Below are 23492 nucleotides of genomic sequence, written 5' to 3' on the forward strand. Positions count from 1 at the left end.
GGTTCGTTGAGTTGGGGCCGGTGGGTGTGTTGTCCGGGATGGGTCAGGAGTGTGTTCCGCAGGCGGCGTTCATTCCGCTGCTGCGTAAGGACCGCGGCGAGGTGGAGGCGCTGCACACTGCCATCGGTCAGTTGCACGCCCATGGTGGGGTGGTGGACTGGGAGCGGGTCTTCGAAGGCCGCGGCGCCCGCCGAGTGGACCTGCCGACCTACGCCTTCCAACGCCAGCGCTACTGGCTGGACACCCCGCTGCCCCAGGCGGAGGACGTAGCCGCCGGTGAACCGCTCTCATGGCGCCAGGAGTTCACGTCCCTCACCGATCCCGCCGACCGTGAGCGCGTGGCCCTCGAACTCGTCCGCGCCCACACCGCACGGGTACTGGGCCAGCGGAGGCCCGAGGCCGTCGACACCGACACCGTCTTCAAGGATCTGGGCTTCGACTCGCTCATGTCCGTCGAACTGTGCAACCTCCTCGGCACCGCCACGGGAGTGCGGTTCCCCGGCAGCCTCCTCTTCGACCACCCCACCCCCCTGGCGCTGTCCCGCCACGTCCAGGACGTCGTGGCCGGGTCCCCGGCGACGGCCGTCACACCCACCCGGCGTGCCACTGCCGGTGACGACGACCCCATCGCGATCGTGGCGATGAGCTGCCGCCTGCCCGGGGGTGTCCGTACCCCCGAGGAACTGTGGCGGCTGGTCAGTGAGGGCCGGGACGCCATCGCCGGCTTCCCCACCAGCCGTGGCTGGGATCTGGAGGGGCTGTACGACCCGGATCCGGCACGCCACGGGACCAGCTATGTGCGCGAGGGCGGATTCCTCTACGAGGCCGACCGGTTCGACCCCGCCTTCTTCGGCATCAGCCCGCGCGAGGCCCAGGCCATGGACCCACAGCAGCGGCTGCTGCTGGAGACCGCGTGGGAGGCGTTCGAGCGGGCCGGTATCGACCCGGCCTCGGTGAAGGGCAGCGCCTCCGGTGTCTTCGTCGGCGCCATGCCCCAGGACTACGGCCCGCGGATGGACGAGGCGTCGGAGGGGTTCGAGGGCTATCTGCTGACCGGTGGCACCACCAGTGTGGCGTCCGGCCGCATCGCGTACACCTTCGGCCTGGAGGGCCCGGCGGTCACCGTGGACACCGCCTGCTCGTCGTCGCTGGTCGCCCTGCACATGGCCTGTCAGTCGCTGCGCCAGGGCGAGTGCTCGCTCGCGCTGGCCGGCGGCGCCACGGTGATGTCCAGCCCCGGCATCTTCGTCGAACTCAGCCGCCAGAAGGCGCTGTCGCCCGACGGCCGCTGCAAGGCGTTCTCGTCGGATGCCGACGGCACCGGCTGGGGCGAGGGCGTGGGCATGGTGTTGCTGGAGCGGCTGTCCGACGCGCGTGCCAACGGCCACCAGGTGCTGGCACTGGTACGCGGCTCCGCCACCAACCAGGACGGCGCGAGCAACGGACTGACGGCGCCGAGCGGACCGTCCCAGCAGCGGGTCATCCGGCAGGCCCTGGCCGACGCCGGACTGTCCGGCGACGAGGTGGACGTGGTGGAGGCCCACGGCACCGGCACCTCGCTGGGTGACCCGATCGAGGCCGGGGCACTGCTGGCCACCTACGGTCAGGGCCGTCCCGACGACCGTCCGCTGTGGCTCGGTTCGCTGAAGTCCAACGTCGGCCACCCGCAGGCGGCTGCGGGCGTGGCCGGTGTCATCAAGATGGTGATGGCGCTGCGGCACGGTGTGCTGCCCAGGACACTGCACGTGCGCGAGCCCTCCCCGCACGTCGACTGGACCTCGGGGGCCGTGGAACTGCTCGCCGAGGCCCGGGAGTGGCCGTCGGTCGAGCGGCCGCGCCGCGCCGGTGTGTCGTCGTTCGGTATCAGCGGCACCAACGCGCACGCCATCCTCGAGCAGGCACCCGCCGGGTCCCAGGAGGGCCCGGAAACCCCGGAGCCCGCGACCCCCGCCGCCGTTCTGCCGTGGGTGCTGTCGGGCCGGACCGAACAGGCGCTGCGCGCACGTGCCGCCGAGCTCCGGGACCACCTCACCGACCGCTGCGGCGATGATCTCGACCTCGACACCGATCTCGTGGAGCTGGGGGGTGCGCTCGCCCTCACCCGGACCGCCTTCACCCACCGCGGTGTGGTGATCGGCCGCGACCGGGAGCGGCTGCTCGACGGGCTCGACGCGCTGGCACGGGGTACCGCCGCGCCGAACGTGGTCGAGGGCACGGCGGGCGGCAGCGGCCGGAAGGCCGTGTTCGTCTTCCCCGGCCAGGGCTCGCAGTGGATCGGCATGGCGCTGGCGCTGTGGGACTCCTCACCGGTCTTCGCCGAGCAACTGGAGCGTTGCGCCGACGCCCTGGACCCCTTCCTGGACTGGTCGTTGCGCGAGGTGCTGCGCGGCGCGCCGGACGCGCCCCCGCTGTCCCGCATCGACGTGGTCCAGCCCGCATTGTTCGCGGTGATGGTGTCCCTGGCCGCGCTGTGGCGCTCGCACGGGATCGAACCGTCCGCCGTGGTGGGCCATTCGCAGGGCGAGATCGCCGCCGCGTACGTGGCGGGCGGGCTCTCACTGGAGGACGCCGCCCGGGTCGTGGCCCGGCGCAGCCAGGCGTGGTACGAACTGAGCGGCAAGGGCGGGATGCTGTCGGTGCTGGCCTCGGCCGAAGCCGTGGCCGGACGTCTGGTGCCCTGGAGCGAGCGGCTGGGCATCGCCGCCGTGAACAGCCCCGGGACCGTGACGGTCTCCGGCGACCCCGAGGCGCTCGACGCCTTCATGGCCGAGCTGGCGGCTGACGGGGTGAAGTCCCGCAGGGTCCCCGGTGTGGACACCGCCGGACACTCCCCGCAGGTCGACGCTTTGCGCGAGCGGCTGCTGCGCGAGGTGGCCGGTGTCGCGCCGCTGCCGTCCCGGATCGCGTACTACTCCACGGTGACCGGTGGCCCGCTGGACACCACCGGTCTCGACACCGGCTACTGGTACCGGAACATGCGCGAGCCGGTCGACTTCGAGGGGGCCACCCGGGCGCTACTGGCCGACGGCCACACGGCGTTCATCGAGTGCAGTCCGCACCCCATGCTCGCCATGTCGCTCCAGCAGACCGTCGAGGACAGTGGGGTGGACGCCGCCATCGTCGGCACCCTGCGCCGCGAGGAGGGCGACGCTCAGCGCTTCACCACCTCGTTCGCCGAGGCGTACGCGCAGGGGATCGAACCCGACTGGGCGAAGGTGTTCACCCTGCCCACGGTGACCGCCGGACGGGGCGCGCCCGGCGCCGACCTGCCGACGTATCCGTTCCAGCGGCAGCGCTACTGGCTGGACAAGCCGGTGGCGGCGGGCGATGTGGCCAGGGCGGGGCTGGCCGCCGCCGAACACCCTCTGCTGGGGGCCGCGGTGGCACTGGCGGGAGCCGACGGCCACCTGTTCACCGGCCGGATCTCCGCCCAGAGCCACGCGTGGCCGGCCGACGGCACCGCCCCCGGCCTGACCGTCCTGCCGGGCAGCGCCTTCGTGGAGCTGGCACTCCACGCGGGTGACCGGGTGGGCTGCGACCGGATCGGGGAACTGACGCTGGACGCGCCCCTGGTGCTGCCCGAGAAGGGCGCGGTGCTGCTCCAGGTGCACCTCGGGTCCCCGGACGACGACGGCACGCGGACCCTCGGTGTCCACGCGCGCGCCGAGGACGCCGACCCCGACGAGCCGTGGACCCGGTGTGCCACGGCGACCCTCGGCACCGCTGCCGGAGCCCCCGCCTTCGACCTCACGGTGTGGCCCCCGGCCGACGCCGTCCCCGTCGAGGCGGCGGGCGGTGCCGTCGCGGTGTGGCGGCTCGGCGACGACCTCTTCGCCGAGGTCGGACTGACCGAGGAGGAACAGGCCGACGCCGCGCACTACGGCCTCCACCCGGCCCTGCTGGAGACGGCGGTCGGCGCGCTGGACCTCCCCGGTGACGGCGGGGAGCTGCGGCTCACCTCCGCATGGGGCGGGCTGACGCTGTACGCCACCGGCGCCACGGCACTGCGCGTACGCCTCACCCCGGCCGGACCGGACGGCTACGCGCTCGACGTGGCCGACCCGGACGGCCGACCGGTGGCCTCCGTCGAGCGTGTCGTACCACGTGCCGTGACGGCGGAAGAGCTGAACCGTGGCGGCCACACGTACCACCCGTCGCTGTTCCGGCTGGAGTGGCACGTGGCGCGGACCCCGGACCCGTCCACGGCGCCGCCGGTGGACTGGGCGGTGCTCGGCGAGGACACACTGGGGCTCGGCCCCGCCCTGGGCGCGGTGCCCTACGACACCACCGCCGGGGCCCCCGAGGTGGTGCTCGTGCCCTGCGGCCCGGCGGAGCGGGAGGACCAGCCGGACGGCCAGATGGCGGAGGCGGCCCGAAGCGCCGTGCACCGGGCGCTCTCCCTGCTCCAGACATGGACGTCCGATGAGCGACTGGCCGCCACCCGGCTGGTGTTCATCACCCGGGGCGCCGTCGCGGCCGTACCCGGCGAAGAGGTTCCGGACGTGGCCCACGCCGCCGTATGGGGTCTGGTGCGCTCCGCGCAGTCGGAGAGCCCCGGCCGGTTCGCCCTGGTCGACCTCGACGGACACCGCGACTCGACGGACGCGCTGGCACACGCCGTGGCCTCGGGCGAGCCGCAGTCCGCGCTGCGCGAGGGCCTGCTGAGGCTGCCCCGGCTGGGCCGGGTGGCCGTCGTCGAACCCGGTGAACACGCCGGAGACCACCGCCGGATGGACCCCGAGGGCACGGTGCTCATCACCGGCGCCACCGGCACCCTCGGCGGACTGGTCGCCCGCCATCTGGTGACCGAGCACGGCGTACGGCATCTGCTGCTCCTCAGCCGACGGGGAGCCGCCGCCGAGGGCATGTCCGAACTCCGCGCCGAACTGGCCGAGTCGGGGGCCTCCGCCACCGTCGCCGCCTGTGACGCCGCCGACCGTCGGTCGCTCGCCGACGTCCTCGCCGCGATACCCGCCGACCATCCGCTGACCGCCGTCGTCCACGCCGCCGGTGTCCTCGACGACGGGGTCGTGGACGCGCTGACCCCCGAGCGCGTGGACCGGGTGATGCGGCCCAAGACCGACGCGGCACAGCATCTCCACGAGCTGACCGCCGGGCTCGACCTGACCGCGTTCGTGATGTACTCCTCGGTCGTCGCCACCATCGGCAACGCGGGCCAGGCCAACTACGCCGCCGCCAACGCCTTCCTCGACGCCCTCGCCCAGCATCGCAGGGCCCGCGGCATGGCCGCCCAGTCCCTCGCCTGGGGCCTGTGGGAACAGCGCAGCGGTATGAGCGGCCACATGGCCGACGCCGATGTGCAGCGCATGGCGCGCTCCGGCATCCGGCCGCTGCCCAGCGCGGAGGGCATGGCACTGTTCGACACGGCACGGGCCGTCGGCGATGCCACCTTGGTGCCCGTCCGGCTCGACCTGGCCGAGCTGCGCCGCCGGGCCGCGAGCGGCACCCCCGAACAGCCGGCCGTGCCCGGCTGGCTGCGCGGTCTGGTCAGGACACCCGCCCGGCGTGTGGTACGCGCCACCGGAGGGACCGGGGACACCGCCGACGGCGAGACCTCCTTCGGCAAGCGGCTGGCCGGTCTGGCACCCGCCGACCGCGAGCCGTTCCTGCTGGACCTGGTACGCGAACACGCCGCGTCCGTGCTCGGGCTCTCCTCGTCCGACGACATCGGGGCCAACCGGGCCTTCCGGGAGGTCGGTTTCGACTCGCTCACCGCCGTCGAACTGCGCAACCGGCTCGGCGCCACCACCGGACTGCGCCTGCCCACCACCCTCCTCTTCGACTACCCCACCCCCGCGGTCCTCGTCGGCCACCTCCGACGCGAGGCCCTGGGCGAGGAGGCACACACCGAGACGGCGGTGGCCGCCGTACGCCCCGCCGACGACGACCCCATCGCCATCGTGGCCATGAGCTGCCGGCTGCCGGGCGGTGTGCGCGGCCCCGAGGACCTGTGGGAACTGGTGGCCGACGGCCGGGACGTCATCTCCACTTTCCCGACGGACCGCGGCTGGAACGTCGAGGAGCTGTACGACCCCAACCCCGACACCCCCGGCAAGAGCTACGCCAAGGAAGGCGGCTTCCTCTACGACGCCTACCACTTCGACCCCGAGTTCTTCGGCATCTCCCCGCGCGAGGCCCTCGCCATGGACCCGCAGCAGCGGCTGCTGCTGGAGACGTCGTGGGAGGCGCTGGAGCGGGCGGGCATCGACCCCCAGACCACCAAGGGCAGCACCGCGGGCGTGTTCGTCGGCAGCACCGGCCAGGACTACGCCGCGCACCTCGGCGAGATACCCGAGGACATGGAGGGCTATCTGCTGACCGGCAAGGCCGCCAGTGTGGTGTCCGGCAGGATCGCCTACTCCCTGGGCTGGGAGGGACCGGCGCTCACCATCGACACCGCCTGCTCCTCCTCGCTCGTCGCCATCCACCAGGCGGCACAGGCGCTGCGGCAGGGCGAGTGCGCGCTGGCGCTGGCGGGCGGTACGACGATGATGTCCACCCCGAGTCTGTTCATCGAGTTCAGCCGTCAGCGCGGTCTCGCACCGGACGGGCGCTCCAAGGCGTTCTCCTCCGACACCGACGGCACCAGCTGGGGCGAGGGCGTCAGCATGGTGCTGCTGGAGCGGCTCTCCGACGCACGGGCCAACGGCCATCCGGTACTGGCCCTGGTGCGTGGCTCCGCCGTGAACCAGGACGGTGCGAGCAATGGTCTCACCGCGCCCAACGGCCCCTCCCAGCAGCGGGTGATCCGGCAGGCGCTGGCGAACGCGGGGCTGACGGCGGCCGAGGTGGACGCGGTCGAGGCCCATGGCACCGGCACCCGGCTCGGCGACCCCATTGAGGCACAGGCCATCCTGGCCACGTACGGCCAGGGGCGGGAGGCGGACCGTCCGCTGTGGCTGGGCGCGCTCAAGTCCAACATCGGTCACACCCAGGGCGCCGCGGGTGGTGCCGGTGTCATCAAGATGGTCATGGCGATGCGCAACGCCCTGCTGCCCCGGACCCTGCACATCAAGGAGCCGACGCCCCATGTGGACTGGTCCGCGGGCGAGGTGGAGCTGCTGACCGAGGCCAGGGACTGGTCACGGTCGGACCGTCCGCGCCGTGCGGGAGTCTCGGCCTTCGGTATCAGCGGTACCAACGCCCATCTGATCCTGGAGGAGGCCCCCGAGGAGCCTGACGACGTGCTCGCGGAGCGGCCGGTCGACGTGACGGTGGGCGTGGTGCCGTGGGCGTTGTCGGGTCGTGGTGGGGCGGCGTTGCGTGGGCAGGCGGAGCGGTTGCGGGCGTTTGTGGCCGCGCGGCCGGAGCTGTCGTCGGTGGATGTGGGGTATTCGCTGGCGCTGAGCCGTTCGGTGTTCTCGCACCGGGCGACGGTGGTCGGCGGCGACCGTGAGGAACTCCTCCGGGGCCTGGACCAGCTCATCTCCGGTGTCACCCCCGGCACGGTCACGGATGACGAGGGCCGTACGGCCTTCCTGTTCGCGGGGCAGGGTGCGCAGCGGTTGGGGATGGGGCGTGAGCTTTACGAAGCGTTCCCGGTGTTTGCGTCGGTGTTCGATGAGGTGTGTGGGGGGCTGGATCGTCATCTGGATGGTTCGGTGCGTGGGGTGGTGTTCGGTGGGGACGCGGGGGCGTTGGACCGGACGGTGTTCACGCAGTCGGGGTTGTTCGCCTTTGAGGTGGCGTTGTTCCGGTTGCTGGAGTCCTGGGGTGTGCAGCCGGACTTCCTGGTCGGCCACTCGGTGGGTGAGCTTGCTGCGGCGTATGTCGCGGGTGTGTTCTCGCTGGAGGATGCGTGTGCGTTGGTGGCGGCTCGGGGTCGGTTGATGCAGGCGTTGCCCGAGGGTGGCGCGATGGTCTCCCTCCAGGCTCCCGAATCCGAGGTGCTTCCCCACCTGGCAGGTCTTGAGGACCGGGTGAGTATCGCCGCGGTGAACGGCCCGGCGGCCACGGTGATCTCCGGCGAGGAGGCCGCCGTGCTGGGGATCGCGGAGGCGGTGGGGTGTAAGAGCAAGCGGCTGCGGGTGTCTCATGCTTTCCATTCGCCGTTGATGGAGCCGATGCTGGCGGAGTTCGCCGCGGTGGCGCAGGGTGTCACCTTCACCGCGCCCTCGATCCCGATCGTGTCGAACGTGACGGGTGAAGTGGCGGATGGGGAGGTGTGTTCGCCCGGGTACTGGGTGCGTCATGTGCGTCAGGCGGTGCGTTTCGGCGACGGGATGCGTGCGCTTGAGGTTCAGGGTGTGAGCCGGTTCGTTGAGTTGGGGCCGGTGGGTGTGTTGTCCGGGATGGGTCAGGAGTGTGTTCCGCAGGCGGCGTTCATTCCGCTGCTGCGTAAGGACCGCCACGAGGCGGAGGCGCTGCACACTGCCATCGGTCAGTTGCACGCCCATGGTGGGGTGGTGGACTGGGAGCGGGTCTTCGAAGGCCGCGGCGCCCGCCGAGTCGATCTGCCGACCTATGCCTTCCAGCGGCAGCGCTACTGGTTCGCTTCCCCGGCCACGCCCACGTCGTCCGGCACCGACTCCGTCAACACGGCCTCGGCGGAGGCGCGCTTCTGGGACGCGGTGGAACGTGAGGACCTGGACGCCCTGACGACGACCCTGGAGATCGACGAACAGGCACAGCTCAGCGATCTGCTGCCTGCCCTCTCCTCCTGGCGCCGTGGTCAGAGCGACCGCGCCACCATCGACTCCTGGCGCTACCGCATCACCTGGTCGCCGGTGGCCGACGCATCGGACACGGCTCTCTCCGGCACTTGGTTCGTGGCCGTCCCCGAGGTTGTCCCCGAGGGGCCGGACGACAGCCCTGCGGTGACCGCCGTACTGCGGGCCCTCGCCGCGCGCGGAGCGCAGGCCGTGCCCCTGCGGCTGTCCGCGAGCGCCACACGTGCCACCATCGCCGAGACGCTGCGGACGACGCTTGCGGGCCACGGCACGCCGGCCGGTGTGCTGTCCCTGCTGGCCCTCGATGACGGCCCGCACCCCGGACACGCCGCTCTCAGCACGGGACTTGCCCTCAACCTCGGGCTGGTCCAGGCGTTGGGCGACACCGGGGTGACCGCCCCGCTGTGGCTGGCCACCGCCGGTGCCGTATCGGTGGGCGGATCCGATCCCGTCACGCGCCCCGAGCAGGCCGCCACCTGGGGTATGGGCCGGGTGGCCGCCCTGGAACACCCGGGGCGCTGGGGCGGTCTGGTCGACCTCCGCGCGGATGTCGACGAGCGGACCGCGGACCGGCTGTGCGCGGCCCTGGCGGGCATCCCCGGGGAGAGCGGTACCGAGGACCAGCTCGCGGTGCGCGACGCGGGGGTGTTCGCACGGCGGCTCGTCCGTGCGCCCCTGCGCACCCCGGGCGGCGAGAGCTGGAAGCCGCACGGCACCGTGCTGATCACCGGGGGCACCGGAGGACTCGGCGCCCAGGTGGCCCGGCGGCTGGCCCGTACGGGCGCCGAACACCTGGTGCTCACCAGCCGCCGTGGCGCGGACGCGCCGGGCGCCGCCGAACTGCGCGATGAACTCGTCGCGCTGGGCGAGGGAGCCGTGCGCGTCACGCTCGCCGCGTGCGAGGTACGGGACCGGGACCAGGTCGCCGCGCTGCTCCGTGAGATCACGGCCGGGGGCGACCCGGTGAGCGCGGTCTTCCACGCGGCCGGCGTGGTGGCGTTCTCCCAGATCGACGACAGCACCGTGGCGGACTTCGCGGAGATGGCCGAGGGCAAGGTGCTGGGCGCGCGCCACTTGGACGAGCTGCTGGAGCAGGACCACCTCGAGGCGTTCGTGCTCTTCTCGTCGATCGCCGCGGCCTGGGGGAGCGGCGGACAGGGCGCCTACGCCGCCGCCAACGCCTGCTTGGACGCCCTCGCCGAGCAGCGCGCCGCCCGCGGTCTGCCCGCCACCTCCGTCGCCTGGGGTCCGTGGGCCGACCGGGGGATGATCGAGCAGGGTGAGGTGGCGGAGCATCTGAGCCGCCGCGGACTCCCCGCCATGGCACCGGAGCTGACCGTCGCCGCGCTCGGCGAGGCCCTGCACACCGGCGAGACCTCGCTCGTCCTCGCCGATGTGCGCTGGGACCGGTTCGTACCCGGCTTCACCGCGGCCAGGCGGCGTCCGCTGATCGGTGAACTGCCCGAGGTACGGGCCGCGCTCGCCGCCACCGCCGACACCGGCGCCACGGCACCGGAGGACCACGGACACGGTTTCGTCGAGAGCCTGGCGGGCCTGTCGGACGACGAGGTGGACCGGGCCCTGCGCGATCTGGTGCACCACCAGGCGGCGGCCGTGCTCGGCCACTCCTCCTGCGACGCGGTCGCCACCGGCCGCGCGTTCAAGGAGCTCGGCTTCGACTCGCTCACCGCCGTCGAACTGCGCAACCGGCTCAGCGCCGCCACCGGGCTCGACCTTCCCGCGGCCCTCGTCTTCGACTATCCGGCGCCCGCGTCGCTCGCTGCCCATCTGCGGGCCGAACTGCCGCTGCGCCGGACGCCGGAGGACGCCGAGGCGGTCCTCGACCAGCTGGACGCCTGGGAGTCCGCGCTGCCGGGTCTGGTGGCCGACGAGGCGGCGCGCGAACGGGTCACGGCCCGGCTCCACACCCTCATGGCGGCGCTGGGCGGGCCACCGGCGGGGTCCACCGCGGACCCGTCCGCCGACACCACCCTCCTGTCCGCTACCGCCGACGAGGTCTTCGACTTCATCGACAACGAATTCGGGGCTTCCTGATGGCGAACGAGAACGAAGAGAAACTCCTCACCTACCTCAAGCGGGTCTCCTCCGACCTCAAGCAGGCCCGCCACCGCCTCGACGAGATCGAGACCGCCGAACGGGAGCCGATCGCCGTCGTCTCGATGGGCTGCCGTTTCCCCGGCGGTGTCCGTTCCCCGGACGATCTGTGGCGGCTGGTGGCCGACGGACGGGACGCCGTGGCCGAGTTCCCCGCCAACCGCGGCTGGGATGTCGAAGGGCTGTACGACCCGGACCCCGGCCGGTCCGGCACCTGCAACACCCGTGAGGGCGGTTTCGTCTACGACGCCGACCGGTTCGACCCCGCGTTCTTCGGCATCTCGCCGCGCGAGGCGCTGGCCATGGACCCCCAGCAGCGGCTGCTGCTCGAAGTGTCCTGGGAGGCCATCGAGCGCGCGGGCATCGATCCGCTGTCGCTGAAGGGCGCCCGCGCCGGTGTCTACGTCGGCCTCGCCTCCTTCCAGTACGGCGGCGACCCGCAGTACGCGCCGCGCGGTGTGGAGGGGCATCTGCTCATCGGCAACGTCACCAGCGTCGCCTCCGGCCGGATCGCCTACACCCTCGGCCTCGAAGGGCCCGCGATCACCCTGGACACCGCGTGCTCGTCATCGCTGGTGACACTGCACCTCGCGGCCCAGGCGCTGCGGCGTGGTGAATGCGCGCTGGCCCTGGCGGGCGGTGCGGCCATCATGTCCACTCCCGGGGTCTTCGTGGAATTCAGCCATCAGCGCGGACTCGCCGCCGACGGCCGGTGCAAGTCCTTCGCCGCGGGCGCCGACGGCACCGGCTGGGGCGAGGGCGTGGGCATGGTGCTGCTGGAGCGGCTGTCCGACGCGCGGGCCAACGGCCACCCGGTGCTGGCGGTACTGCGGTCCAGCGCCATCAACCAGGACGGTGCGAGCAACGGGCTCGCCGCGCCCAACGGCCCCGCGCAGCGCCGGGTCATCGAGGCGGCGCTGTCCGGCGCCGGACTGTCGGTGGACGATGTCGACGCCGTCGAGGCCCATGGCACCGGTACCGCGCTCGGCGACCCCATCGAGGCGGGCGCGCTGCTCGCCACCTACGGGAAGGGACGCTCGTCCGGCCATCCGCTGTGGCTGGGCTCGCTGAAGTCCAACATCGGGCACACCCAGGCCGCGGCCGGGGTGGGCGGGGTCATCAAGACGGTGATGGCGCTGCGCCACGGTGTGCTGCCCAGGACCCTGCACGCCGACACCGCGACGTCCGCCGTGAACTGGTCCTCGGGCGCGGTCGAGCTGCTGACGGAGGACCGGCCGTGGCCGGACCGGGGCCGTCCGCGCCGCGCCGGGGTGTCCGCCTTCGGGGTGAGCGGCACCAACGCGCATGTGATCCTCGAACAGGCCCCGGCCACCGGGGAGAACGAACCGGCCCTCACCGAACCGGCGCACACCGGACCGGAACACCACGGGATCGCGCTCGGCGGGACCGAGGTGCCCTGGGTGCTCTCGGCGCGCGGTGAGGCGGCGCTGCGGGCGCAGGCCGAACAGCTCAGGTCCCATGTGGCCGGACGCCCGGAGCTGACCCCGGCCGCCGTCGGCCACGCGCTGGCGGCGGGCCGTTCGGCCTTCGAGTACCGCGCCACCGTGGTGGGCGGCGACCGCGACACCCTGCTCGGCGGGCTGGAGGCGCTCGCCTCCGGCGGCGCGGCCGCGCACACCGTACGGGGCGAGGGCGCGGCGGCGGCCGAGGCGCGCCCGGTGTTCGTGTTCCCGGGGCAGGGGTCCCAGTGGATGCGGATGGCGGTCGAACTCCTCGACTCCTCACCGGTGTTCGCACGGCGGATCGCCGAATGCGAGACGGCGCTGTCGGTGTTCGTGGAGTGGTCGCTGACCGATGTGCTGTGCGGCCACGGTCCGGGGCTGGAGCGGGTGGACGTCGTCCAGCCCGCGCTGTGGGCGGTGATGGTCTCGCTCGCCGAGGTGTGGCGGAGCTGCGGGGTGGCACCGGCCGCGGTCATGGGCCATTCGCAGGGTGAGATCGCGGCGGCCGTGGTGGCCGGCGGGCTGTCGCTGGAGGACGGGGCCCGGGTGGTGGCGCTGCGCTCGCAGGCCATCGCGCGCGGACTCGCGGGCCACGGCGGGATGATGTCCGTCGCGCTGCCGGTGGAGTCCCTGCGCGAGCGCATCGCGGCGTGGGACGGGCGGATCTCGCTGGCCGCGGTCAACGGCCCCGGCGCGATGGTCGTGTCCGGGGAGCCGGACGCCCTGCGTGAACTCCAGGCGGTGTGCGCGGCCGAGAACATCCGCGCCAAGCTGATCCCGGTGGACTACGCCTCGCACTCCGCGCAGGTGGAATCGATCCACGGTGAGCTGCTGGGCCTTCTCGCCCCCATCCGCCCGCGCACCTCGCGCGTCACCTTCCACTCCACCGTCACCGGCGAGACCATGGACACCGCCGGGCTCGACGCCGGGTACTGGGCGCGCAACCTGCGCGAGACGGTACGGCTCGAGGCGGCCACCCGTGGCCTGCTCACCAGCGGCCACCGGCTGTTCGTCGAGGTCAGCCCGCACCCCGTGCTGGCGGCCGCCATCGAGTCCACCGTCGAGGACGCGGACGGCGCGGCGGCCGTCATCGGTACCCTGCGCCGGGACGAGGGCGGACCGCGGCGGATGCTGCTCTCCCTCGCCCAGGCGTACGCGCACGGCGCGGAGGTGGACTGGCGGGGGCTGTTCGCGGACCGTGGCGCACCCCGGGTGGAGCTCCCCACCTATCCGTTCCAGCGCGACCGCTACTGGGTCGAGCCCCAGGACCGCACCGCCGCCACGGTGGCGGGTCCGTCCGACGCCGACTTCTGGGCGGCCGTCGACAACGCGGACCTGGAGACCCTGACGGCGGAGCTGGGCGCCGGGGCGGACACCCCGCTCAGCGCCGTGGTCCCGCTGCTGTCCTCGTGGCGGGCCCGGCGGAACGACCAGGCGGAGCTGGACGGCTGGCGCTAGCGCGTCGGCTGGCAGCCCCTGGACAGCGGACGGAACCCCGTCGTATCCGGCACCTGGCTGGTGGCGGCCCCCGCCGACGGCACCGCGACCCCGGCCGTCGAGGCCATCACCGCCCGCCTCACCGAAAGCGGCGCCACGGTCGTGCTCGTCGGTGTCGGGGCGGAGGACGCCGACCGCGTCCGGCTGGCCACCCGGCTGACCGACGCCCTCGGCCGGACCCACGACCTGGCCGGGGTGCTGTCCCTGCTCGCCCTCGACGAGACCCCGCATCCGGTGTGGCCGGACGTGCCCACCGGCTGTGCCACCACCCTCGCCCTCGTCCAGGCCCTGGGCGACACCGCTGTCGAGGCGCCCCTGTGGTGCGTCACCAGCGGCGCGGTCTCCACCTCTGGCGCCGACGGGCCGACCGCCCCGCACCAGGCCCTGGTGTGGGGGCTGGGCGGCGCGGTGGCCCTGGAACACCCGCAGCGCTGGGGCGGTCTGATCGACCTGCCCGGAACATCCGACACCGGCGTGCTCATGGCCCTCACCGATGCCCTGACCCGCCAGGACGGTGAGAACCAGCTCGCGATCCGCCCTTCCGGCACCCTCGCCCGGCGGCTGCGGCGGGCCGGTGCCACCCCGCCCGGTGAGGACTGGCGCCTCCGCGGCACCGTCCTCGTCACCGGGGGCACCGGAGGTGTCGGTGGCCGTCTCGCCCGCACCCTCGTCCGCGATGGTGCCCACCACGTGGTCCTGGCCGGCCGCCGTGGCCCCGACGCCCCCGGCGCGCCCGAGCTGACCGCCGAACTCACCGGGCTCGGCGCCCGGGTGACCGTCGCCGCCTGCGATGTGGGCGACCGCGACGCCCTGGCCGGTCTGCTGAACACCCTCACCGACGACGCGGTGGAGCACCCGCTCACCGCCGTGGTGCACGCCGCGGGCACCCTGGACGACGCCACCGTCGACGCGCTCACCCTGGAGCAGCTCCATCGGGTGCTGCGCCCCAAGGTGGCGGGCGCCCACCATCTGCACGAACTCACCCGGGACCTGGACCTCGACGCGTTCGTACTGCTCTCGTCGATCGCCGGCACCGTCGGTGCCGCGGGCCAGGGCAACTACGCGGCGGCCAACGCCTGTCTCGACGCGCTCGCCCAGTCGCGCCGCGCCGACGGGCTGCCCGCCACCTCCGTGGCCTGGAGCGCGCTGGCCGGGGGCGGCATGATCGACGGTGAGGTGGCGGACCAGCTCCGGCGCCGCGGGGTGACCCCGATGGACGGCGAACGGGCGGCCCGGATCCTGAGCCGGACCGTCGCACGGGGCGACGCCTTCCTGGTGGCGGCCGACATCGACTGGGAGCGCTTCGCCCCCGCGCTGTCCGCCACCCGCCCCCTGCCGCTGCTGGCCGACATCCCCGAGGCCGGCCGCTCCACCGCGGCGGAGCTGGGCGGACCGGAGCGGGAGGAGAGCGGTGGCGGCGGCGCGCTGCGCGCACGGCTCGCCGAACTGAGCCCCGCCGACCGCGACACCGCGCTGGCGGAGCTGGTGGCCGGACAGGCGGCGGCCGCGCTCGGTTACGCCGACGCCTCCGCGGTCGAGCCCGGACGGCCCTTCAAGGAGCTGGGATTCGACTCGCTCACCGCCGTCGACCTGCGCAACCGGCTCAACGCCGCCACCGGGCTGCGGCTGCCGGTCACCCTCGTCTTCGACTACCCGACCACCGACGACCTCGCCGCGCTGCTGCGTGAGGAACTCCTGCCGTCGGACGGCGACCCCGTGGGCGGCGCGGAGGACATCGCCTCCCTCGCCGCACTGGACCGTGCCCGCTCCACCCTCGCCGCACTGGACATGGACGACATCGAGGCGGCCACCGACGACGAGATGTTCGACCTGCTCGACGGGATGTTCGAGCTGCTGGGCCAGGACATCACGGCCTCATGACCCGCCGCCCGACCCCCACGGCCGCCACCGGCACTCCGGCCCTCTTGAGGAGCTGACGACAGATGGACAACGAGAAGAAACTGCGTGACTACCTCAAGCGGGCCACCGGCCACCTCCGCGCCGCCCACCGGCGGATCGAGGATCTCCAGACGCCCGAGCCGATTGCCATCGTCGCCATGAACTGCCGCTACGCGGGCGATATCCGGTCCCCCGAGGACCTGTGGGACGCCGTCGCCGAGGGCCGTGACGGCATCGGGGACTTCCCCGCCGACCGCGGCTGGGACCTCGCCAACCTCTTCGACCCCGATCCCGACACCGAGGGCCGCACTTACGCCCGCCAGGGCGGATTCCTCTACGACGTCGACCGGTTCGACCCCGCGTTCTTCGGGATATCACCGCGTGAGGCCCTGACCATGGACCCCCAGCAGCGGCTGCTGCTCGAGGTCGTCTGGGAGACCCTCGAACGCGCCGGGATCGACCCCGGAACCCTGCGCGGCAGCGACACCGGCATCTTCATGGGCGCCACCGACTTCGACTACGCCCGCGGACTGACCCGGCTCCCCGAAGGACTGGAGGGCCAGATGTCCATGGGGGCCTCCGGCGCCATCCTCTCCGGCCGGGTCGCCTACACCCTGGGCCTGGAGGGCCCCGCCGTCACGGTCGACACCATGTGCTCGTCCTCCCTGGTGGCCCTGCACATGGCCTGCCAGTCGCTGCGTCAGGGCGACTGCGCGATGGCACTCACCGGCGGCACCACCGTGATGTCCACCCCGGGCGGCTTCATCGAATTCAGCCGTCAGCGGGCGCTGTCCGCCTCCTCCCGCTGCCAGGCGTTCTCCTCCACGGCGGACGGCACCGCCTGGGGCGAGGGTGTCGGAGTGCTGCTGCTGGAGCGGTTGTCCGACGCGCGCCGCAACGGCCATGAGGTGCTGGCCGTCGTCCGTGGCTCCGCCGTCAACCAGGACGGTGCCAGCAACGGTCTGACCGCCCCCAACGGCCGGGCACAACAGCGGGTGATCCGCCAGGCCCTGGCCAACGCCACCCTGACCGGCGGTGATGTGGACGCGGTCGAGGCCCATGGAACGGGGACCTCGCTCGGTGACCCGATCGAGGCGGGGGCGCTGCTCGCCACCTACGGCCGTCGGCGCCCCTCGGACCATCCGCTGTGGCTGGGCTCGCTGAAGTCCAACATCGGCCACACCGCGGCCGCCGCCGGAGTCGGTGGCGTCATCAAGATGGTGGAGGCCATCCGCCACGGTGTCCTGCCGAGGACCCTGCACATCGAGGAGCCGTCGCCCAACGTCGACTGGTCCTCCGGAGCCGTGGAACTGCTCACGGAGGCGCGCCCGTGGCCGGAGACCGGACGTGTCCGGCGCGCCGGGGTGTCCGCCTTCGGCGCCAGCGGCACCAACGCCCACGCCATCATCGAACAGGCCCCGCAGGAGCGGCCGTCGACAGTCGGGGAGGAGCCCTCCGTCACCCCGGTGGGCGGGGGAGCGGTGGCGTGGACGCTGTCGGCGAAGAGCGCGTCGGCGTTGCGGGGGCAGGCGGAGCGGCTGTTGTCGCATCTGACGGCGCGGCCTGAGCTGTCGCCTGCCGATGTGGGGTTCTCGCTGGCCACCACCCGTGCCACCTTCGACCACCGCGCGGTCGTGGTCGGCCGGACCGCGGAGGACTTCCGCACCGGGCTCACCGCACTCACCCGTGGCGAACCCGGTGACACGGTGGTCCAGGGCACCGCGGGCCGTGTCGGCAAGCCGGTGTTCGTGTTTCCGGGGCAGGGGTCGCAGTGGGTGGGGATGGCGGTTGAACTCCTCGACTGCTCGCCGGTTTTCGCGGGGCGGATGGCGGAGTGTGAGTCGGCGTTGTCGGTGTTCGTGGACTGGTCGCTGTCCGGGGTGTTGCGGGGTGAGGGTCCGGGGTTGGAGCGGGTGGATGTGGTGCAGCCGGCGTTGTGGGCGGTGATGGTGTCGTTGGCTGAGGTGTGGCGGGCGTGTGGTGTGGAGCCTGGTGCGGTGGTGGGTCATTCGCAGGGTGAGATCGCGGCGGCTGTGGTGGCGGGTGCGTTGTCGTTGGAGGACGGTGCCCGGGTGGTGGCGTTGCGGTCGCAGGCCATCGCACGGGGGCTCGCCGGCCGAGGCGGCATGATGTCCGTGGCGCAGCCCGTGGACGAGGTGCGCCGGCGGATCACCGCCTGGGACGGACGGATCTCCGTCGCGGCCGTGAACGGCCCCGGTGCGGTCGTGGTGTCCGGTGAGCCGGAGGCGCTGCGCGAACTCCAGGCCGCGTACGAGTCCGAGGATGTCCGCGCGAAGATCATTCCGGTGGACTACGCGTCCCATTCGTCGCATGTCGAGGAGTTGCGCGAGGAACTCCTCGATGTCCTCGCGCCGATCGCACCGCGCAGTGCCGCGATCCCGTTCCATTCCACGGTGACGGGTGGGGCGGTGGACACGGTGGGTCTGGATGCGGGGTATTGGTACACGAATCTGCGGGAGACGGTGGAGCTGGAGTCGGCGGTGGGTGCGCTGGCGGAGGCTGGTTTCGGGACGTTTGTGGAGATGAGTCCGCATCCGGTGTTGACGATGCCGGTTCAGGCGACGGTCGAGGATGCGGTCGTGGTGGGGTCGTTGCGGCGTGGTGAGGGTGGTCCGCTGCGGTTCCTGGCCTCGTTGGGTGAGGCGTTCGTGCGTGGTGTTGCGGTGGACTGGGCGGCGGTGTTGTCGGGTCTGGGTGGTTCGGTGGTGGGGTTGCCGACGTATGCGTTCCAGCGGCAGCGGTACTGGCTGGAGGGTTCCGTACAGCCGGTGACCACCGACGGCGACCCCGCCGACACCGCATTCTGGGACACCGTCGAGCGTGGCGACCTCGAGGCCCTCGCCACCGAACTCGGCGTCGACACCACCGCGCAACAGTCCCTCGGGGCCGTGCTCCCGGCACTCTCCTCGTGGCGACGGACGCGCCGTGAGCGTTCCGTCCTCGACTCCTGGCGGTACCACCTCATCTGGAACCGGGTACCGGACCCGTCCTCGGCCGCCCTCGACGGCACCTGGCTGCTGGCGGTCCCGGCGGCCCGCCACCACACCGGCGGCCCAAGGGCCGACCGCCCGGCCGACGCCCACTTCATCGACGCCCTGCGCACCGGGATGGCCGCCCAGGGCGCCACCGTCCTCACCGTCGAAATCGACGAGGCGGACCGGGGAGCGGCCGCCGTCCGGATCGCCGAGGCCACGGCCGGGACCACCCCCTCCGGGGTGCTCTCGCTGCTCGGCCTCGCCGAGGCCCCGCACCCCGCGCACGCCGGGGTGCCCACCGGCCTCGCGCTCACCCTCACCCTCGTCCAGGCCCTCGGCGACACCGGTGTCACCGCGCCGCTGTGGCTCGCCACCCGGGGCGCGGTCTCCACCGGTGGCAGCGACACCCTCGACAGTCCGGCCCAGTCGGCCGTCTGGGGCCTCGGACGGGTCGCCGCCCTCGAACACCCCCAGCGCTGGGGCGGCATGGTCGACCTGCCCGCCACCGTGGACGGCCGGGTGACCACCCGGCTGTGCGGGACGCTCGCGGGCGGCCTCGGTGAGGAGGACCAGCTCGCGCTGCGGCCCTCCGGGGTGTTCACCCGCCGTCTGATGCGCGCCACACCGGACCGGGCGCGGTCCGGCACCGGCTGGACCCCGCGGGGCACCGTGCTGCTCACCGGTGGTACGGGTGGGGTCGGTGCGCAGATCGCCCGCTGGCTGGCCCGCAACGGTGCCGAACACCTCGTGCTCACCAGCCGTCGCGGTCCCGAGGCCCCGGGCGCGGACAAGCTCACGGCGGAACTCTCCGAACTGGGCGCCAAGGTGACCGTGGCCGCCTGCGACGTGGCCGACCGCGGGGCGCTGGAAGCCCTCGTCCGGCGGGTCGAGGACCAGGGCCCGCCGATCCGCACCGTGATGCACATCGCCGGGGCCGGTGTTCTCGTTCCGCTCGCCGACACCGACCTGGCCGAGTTCGCGGACACCGCCGAGGCCAAGGTGGCGGGTGCGGCCAACCTCGACGCCCTCTTCGACCGGGACACGCTCGATGCGTTCGTGCTCTTCTCCTCCATCTCGGCCGTCTGGGGCAGTGGTGAACACGGCGCATACGCGGCGGCCAACGCCTATCTCGACGGACTCGCCGAACACCGGCGCGCACGCGGGCTGACCGCCACCTCGGTGGTGTGGGGCATCTGGAGTCCGGAGGAGGGCGGTATGGCCGCCAACCTCGCCGAGGAGCAACTGCGCGGCCGGGGCATCCCGTTCATGTCCCCCAAGCTGGCCATCGACGGTTTCCAGCAGGTGCTCGACCGCGATGAGGCCGTGGTCGTCGTCGCCGACGTGGACTGGGAGCGGTTCGTCCCCGTCTTCACCTCCGCCCGGCCCAGCCCCCTGATCGGCCAGGTACCCGAGGTGGCGCGGGTCCTCGCCACCGACACGGATCCGGCGGCGGCCGGGACCGAGGAGTCCTCCTCGCTGCGCGACCGGCTGGCCGCGCTGCCCGCCGCCGACCGGCACAAGGCCGTGCTCTCCCTGGTGCGCACCCAGATCGCCACCGTGCTGGGTTATCCGGGCCCGGAGGCCGTGGAGGTGTCACGGGCCTTCCGGGAGCTGGGATTCGACTCGCTCAGCGCCGTCGACCTGCGCAACCGGCTGGGCACCGCCACCGGACTGCGCTTCCCCGTCACGGTCGTCTTCGACTATCCGAGCGCGGCGGAGCTCGCGGGACACATCGCTGCCGAACTCTTCCCCGGCGACTCGGCGGACACCGCGCTGGACCCGGAAGAAGCAGAGGTCAGGGCGGCCCTGACCGCCATACCACTGCTCCGCCTGCGGGAGTCCGGACTGCTGGACGAGCTGCTGAGGCTCGCCGGTACCCCCGACGTCGGCACCGGACCGGCGGACGGCGAACCCGCCGAGTCCATCGACGACCTGGACGTGGATGACCTCGTCCGCATGGCCTACGACAAGAACGACCTCTGACGAGACGTGAGTGCGGAGCTGAGAATGGCAAACCCCACCGACAAGATCGTTGGCGCACTGCGGGAGTCTCTGAAGGAGACGGAACGACTGCGGCGGGCCAACCAGCAACTCACCGCGGCCTCCCGCGAACCCATCGCCATCGTGGCGATGAGCTGCCGCTACCCCGGCGACGTCCACGGCCCCGAGGACCTGTGGGAGCTGGTCACCGGGGAGCGCGACGCCATCTCCGGCTTCCCCGGCAACCGTGACTGGGACCTGGAGAACCTCTACGACCCGGACCCCGACCGGCAGGGCACCGTCTACGCCACCGAAGGCGGTTTCCTCCACGACGCCGACCGGTTCGACCCGGCCTTCTTCGGCATATCGCCGCGCGAGGCCACCGTGATGGACCCCCAGCAACGGCTGTTGCTGGAGACCTCGTGGGAGGCGTTCGAACGGGCCGGGATCGACCCCGGCACCCTGCGCGGCAGCCGGACCGGTGTCTTCGTGGGCGCCGCCTACCAAGGCTACGTCCCCGACTGGCCCCATATGCCCGAAGGGCTCGAAGGCCACCTGGTCACCGGTATCTCCGCCAGCATCATGTCCGGCCGGATCGCCTACACCCTGGGCCTGGAGGGCCCGGCGGTCACCCTCGACACCGCCTGCTCGTCCTCGCTGATGGCCCTGCACCTGGCCTGCCAGTCGCTGCGCCAGGGCGACTGCTCGCTCGCGCTCGCGGGCGGCGCCGCCGTGATGGGCGCGCCCATGGGACTCATCGGCTTCGCCCGGCAGCGCGGCCTCGCCCAGGACGGCCGCTGCAAGGCGTTCGCCGAGGGCGCCGACGGCATGGGGCTCGGCGAGGGCGTCGGGATGCTGCTGCTGGAGCGGTTGTCCGACGCGCGCCGCAACGGCCATGAGGTGCTGGCCGTCGTCCGTGGCTCCGCCGTCAACCAGGACGGTGCCAGCAACGGGCTGACCGCCCCCAACGGCCGTTCCCAGCAGCGGGTGATCCGCCAGGCGCTGGCCAACGCCTCGCTGACCGCGGAGCAGATCGCCGCGGTCGAGGCCCATGGCACCGGCACACCGCTCGGCGACCCCATCGAGGCCGGTGCGCTGCTCGCCACCTACGGCAAGGACCGGCCGTCCGACCGGCCCGTGCTCATCGGCTCGCTGAAGTCCAACATCGGCCATCCGCAGGCGGCCGGCGGTGTCGGCGGTGTCATCAAGATGGTCCTGGCGATGCGCCACGGCCTGCTGCCCCGGACCCTGCACGCGGACCAGCGCTCCTCACGGATCGACTGGTCCGAGGGCGCGCTGGAGCTGCTGACCGAGGCCCGTTCGTGGCCGGGTTCGGGAGAGCCGCGCCGCGCCGGTGTCTCGGCCTTCGGCGCCAGCGGCACCAATGTGCACGCCATCATCGAGGAGGCGCCCGACGCACCCGACACCGCCTCCGAGTCCTCCGCGGACACGGGTGACACGGCCCCGGTGGGCGGGGGAGCGGTGGCGTGGACGCTGTCGGCGAAGAGCGCGTCCGCGTTGCGGGGGCAGGCGGAGCGGCTGCTGTCGCATCTGACGGCCCGGCCTGAACTCTCCCCGGCCGATGTGGGGTTCTCGCTGGCCACCACCCGTGCCACCTTCGACCACCGCGCGGTCGTCGTCGGTGACAGCCGTGACGCCCTGCTGAGTGCCCTGGAGACACTGGCGTCCGAGGGCGCGTCCCCGGCGGTGGTACGGGGCGACGGCGCCCTCGCCGCCGACGACACCCGGCCGGTGTTCGTGTTTCCGGGGCAGGGGTCGCAGTGGGTGGGGATGGCGGTTGAACTCCTCGACTGCTCGCCGGTTTTCGCGGGGCGGATGGCGGAGTGTGAGTCGGCGTTGTCGGTGTTCGTGGACTGGTCGCTGTCCGGGGTGTTGCGGGGTGAGGGTCCGGGGTTGGAGCGGGTGGATGTGGTGCAGCCGGCGTTGTGGGCGGTGATGGTGTCGTTGGCTGAGGTGTGGCGGGCGTGTGGTGTGGAGCCTGGTGCGGTGGTGGGTCATTCGCAGGGTGAGATCGCGGCGGCTGTGGTGGCGGGTGCGTTGTCGTTGGAGGACGGTGCCCGGGTGGTGGCGTTGCGGTCGCAGGCCATCGCACGGGGGCTCGCCGGCCGAGGCGGCATGATGTCCGTGGCGCAGCCCGTGGACGAGGTGCGCCGGCGGATCACCGCCTGGGACGGACGGATCTCCGTCGCGGCCGTGAACGGCCCCGGTGCGGTCGTGGTGTCCGGTGAGCCGGAGGCGCTGCGCGAACTCCAGGCCGCGTACGAGTCCGAGGATGTCCGCGCGAAGATCATTCCGGTGGACTACGCGTCCCATTCGTCGCATGTCGAGGAGTTGCGCGAGGAACTCCTCGATGTCCTCGCGCCGATCGCACCGCGCAGTGCCGCGATCCCGTTCCATTCCACGGTGACGGGTGGGGCGGTGGACACGGTGGGTCTGGATGCGGGGTATTGGTACACGAATCTGCGGGAGACGGTGGAGCTGGAGTCGGCGGTGGGTGCGCTGGCGGAGGCTGGTTTCGGGACGTTTGTGGAGATGAGTCCGCATCCGGTGTTGACGATGCCGGTTCAGGCGACGGTCGAGGATGCGGTCGTGGTGGGGTCGTTGCGGCGTGGTGAGGGTGGTCCGCTGCGGTTCCTGGCCTCGTTGGGTGAGGCGTTCGTGCGTGGTGTTGCGGTGGACTGGGCGGCGGTGTTGTCGGGTCTGGGTGGTTCGGTGGTGGGGTTGCCGACGTATGCGTTCCAGCGGCAGCGGTACTGGCTGGAGGGTTCCGTACAGCCGGTGACCACCGACGGCGACCCCGCCGACACCGCATTCTGGGACACCGTCGAGCG

The 23492-nt window shown here is 72.9% G+C and carries 4 protein-coding genes and 1 pseudogene; all 5 read left to right on the forward strand.

The features are described 5' to 3' along the window. Positions 1–338 precede the first annotated feature (338 nt). Positions 339–10745, forward strand: coding sequence for a type I polyketide synthase (locus tag NMK44_RS41125; RefSeq protein ID WP_428849374.1), 10407 nt, complete (start codon positions 339–341; stop codon positions 10743–10745). Continuing rightward, a pseudogene (locus NMK44_RS42595) lies at positions 10742–13723 on the forward strand (type I polyketide synthase); the annotation flags it as partial. The gene NMK44_RS41125 and the pseudogene NMK44_RS42595, both read left to right, overlap by 4 nt. A 63-nt stretch (positions 13724–13786) precedes the next feature. Then, a complete protein-coding gene (locus tag NMK44_RS42600; protein ID WP_308358822.1) occupies positions 13787–15646 on the forward strand; it encodes a beta-ketoacyl reductase in 1860 nt (619 codons plus the stop codon). A gap of 62 nt (positions 15647–15708) precedes the next feature. Continuing rightward, a complete protein-coding gene (locus NMK44_RS41135) occupies positions 15709–20643 on the forward strand; it encodes a type I polyketide synthase (RefSeq protein WP_254753215.1) in 4935 nt (1644 codons plus the stop codon). Positions 20644–20667: 24 nt separating this feature from the next. Further along, a partial coding sequence (locus NMK44_RS41140) for a type I polyketide synthase (RefSeq protein ID WP_254753217.1) occupies positions 20668–23492 on the forward strand: 2825 nt, incomplete at its 3' end.

It is taken from the genome of Streptomyces cucumeris, assembly GCF_024295805.1.
In the GTDB taxonomy this organism is placed as follows: domain Bacteria; phylum Actinomycetota; class Actinomycetes; order Streptomycetales; family Streptomycetaceae; genus Streptomyces; species Streptomyces cucumeris.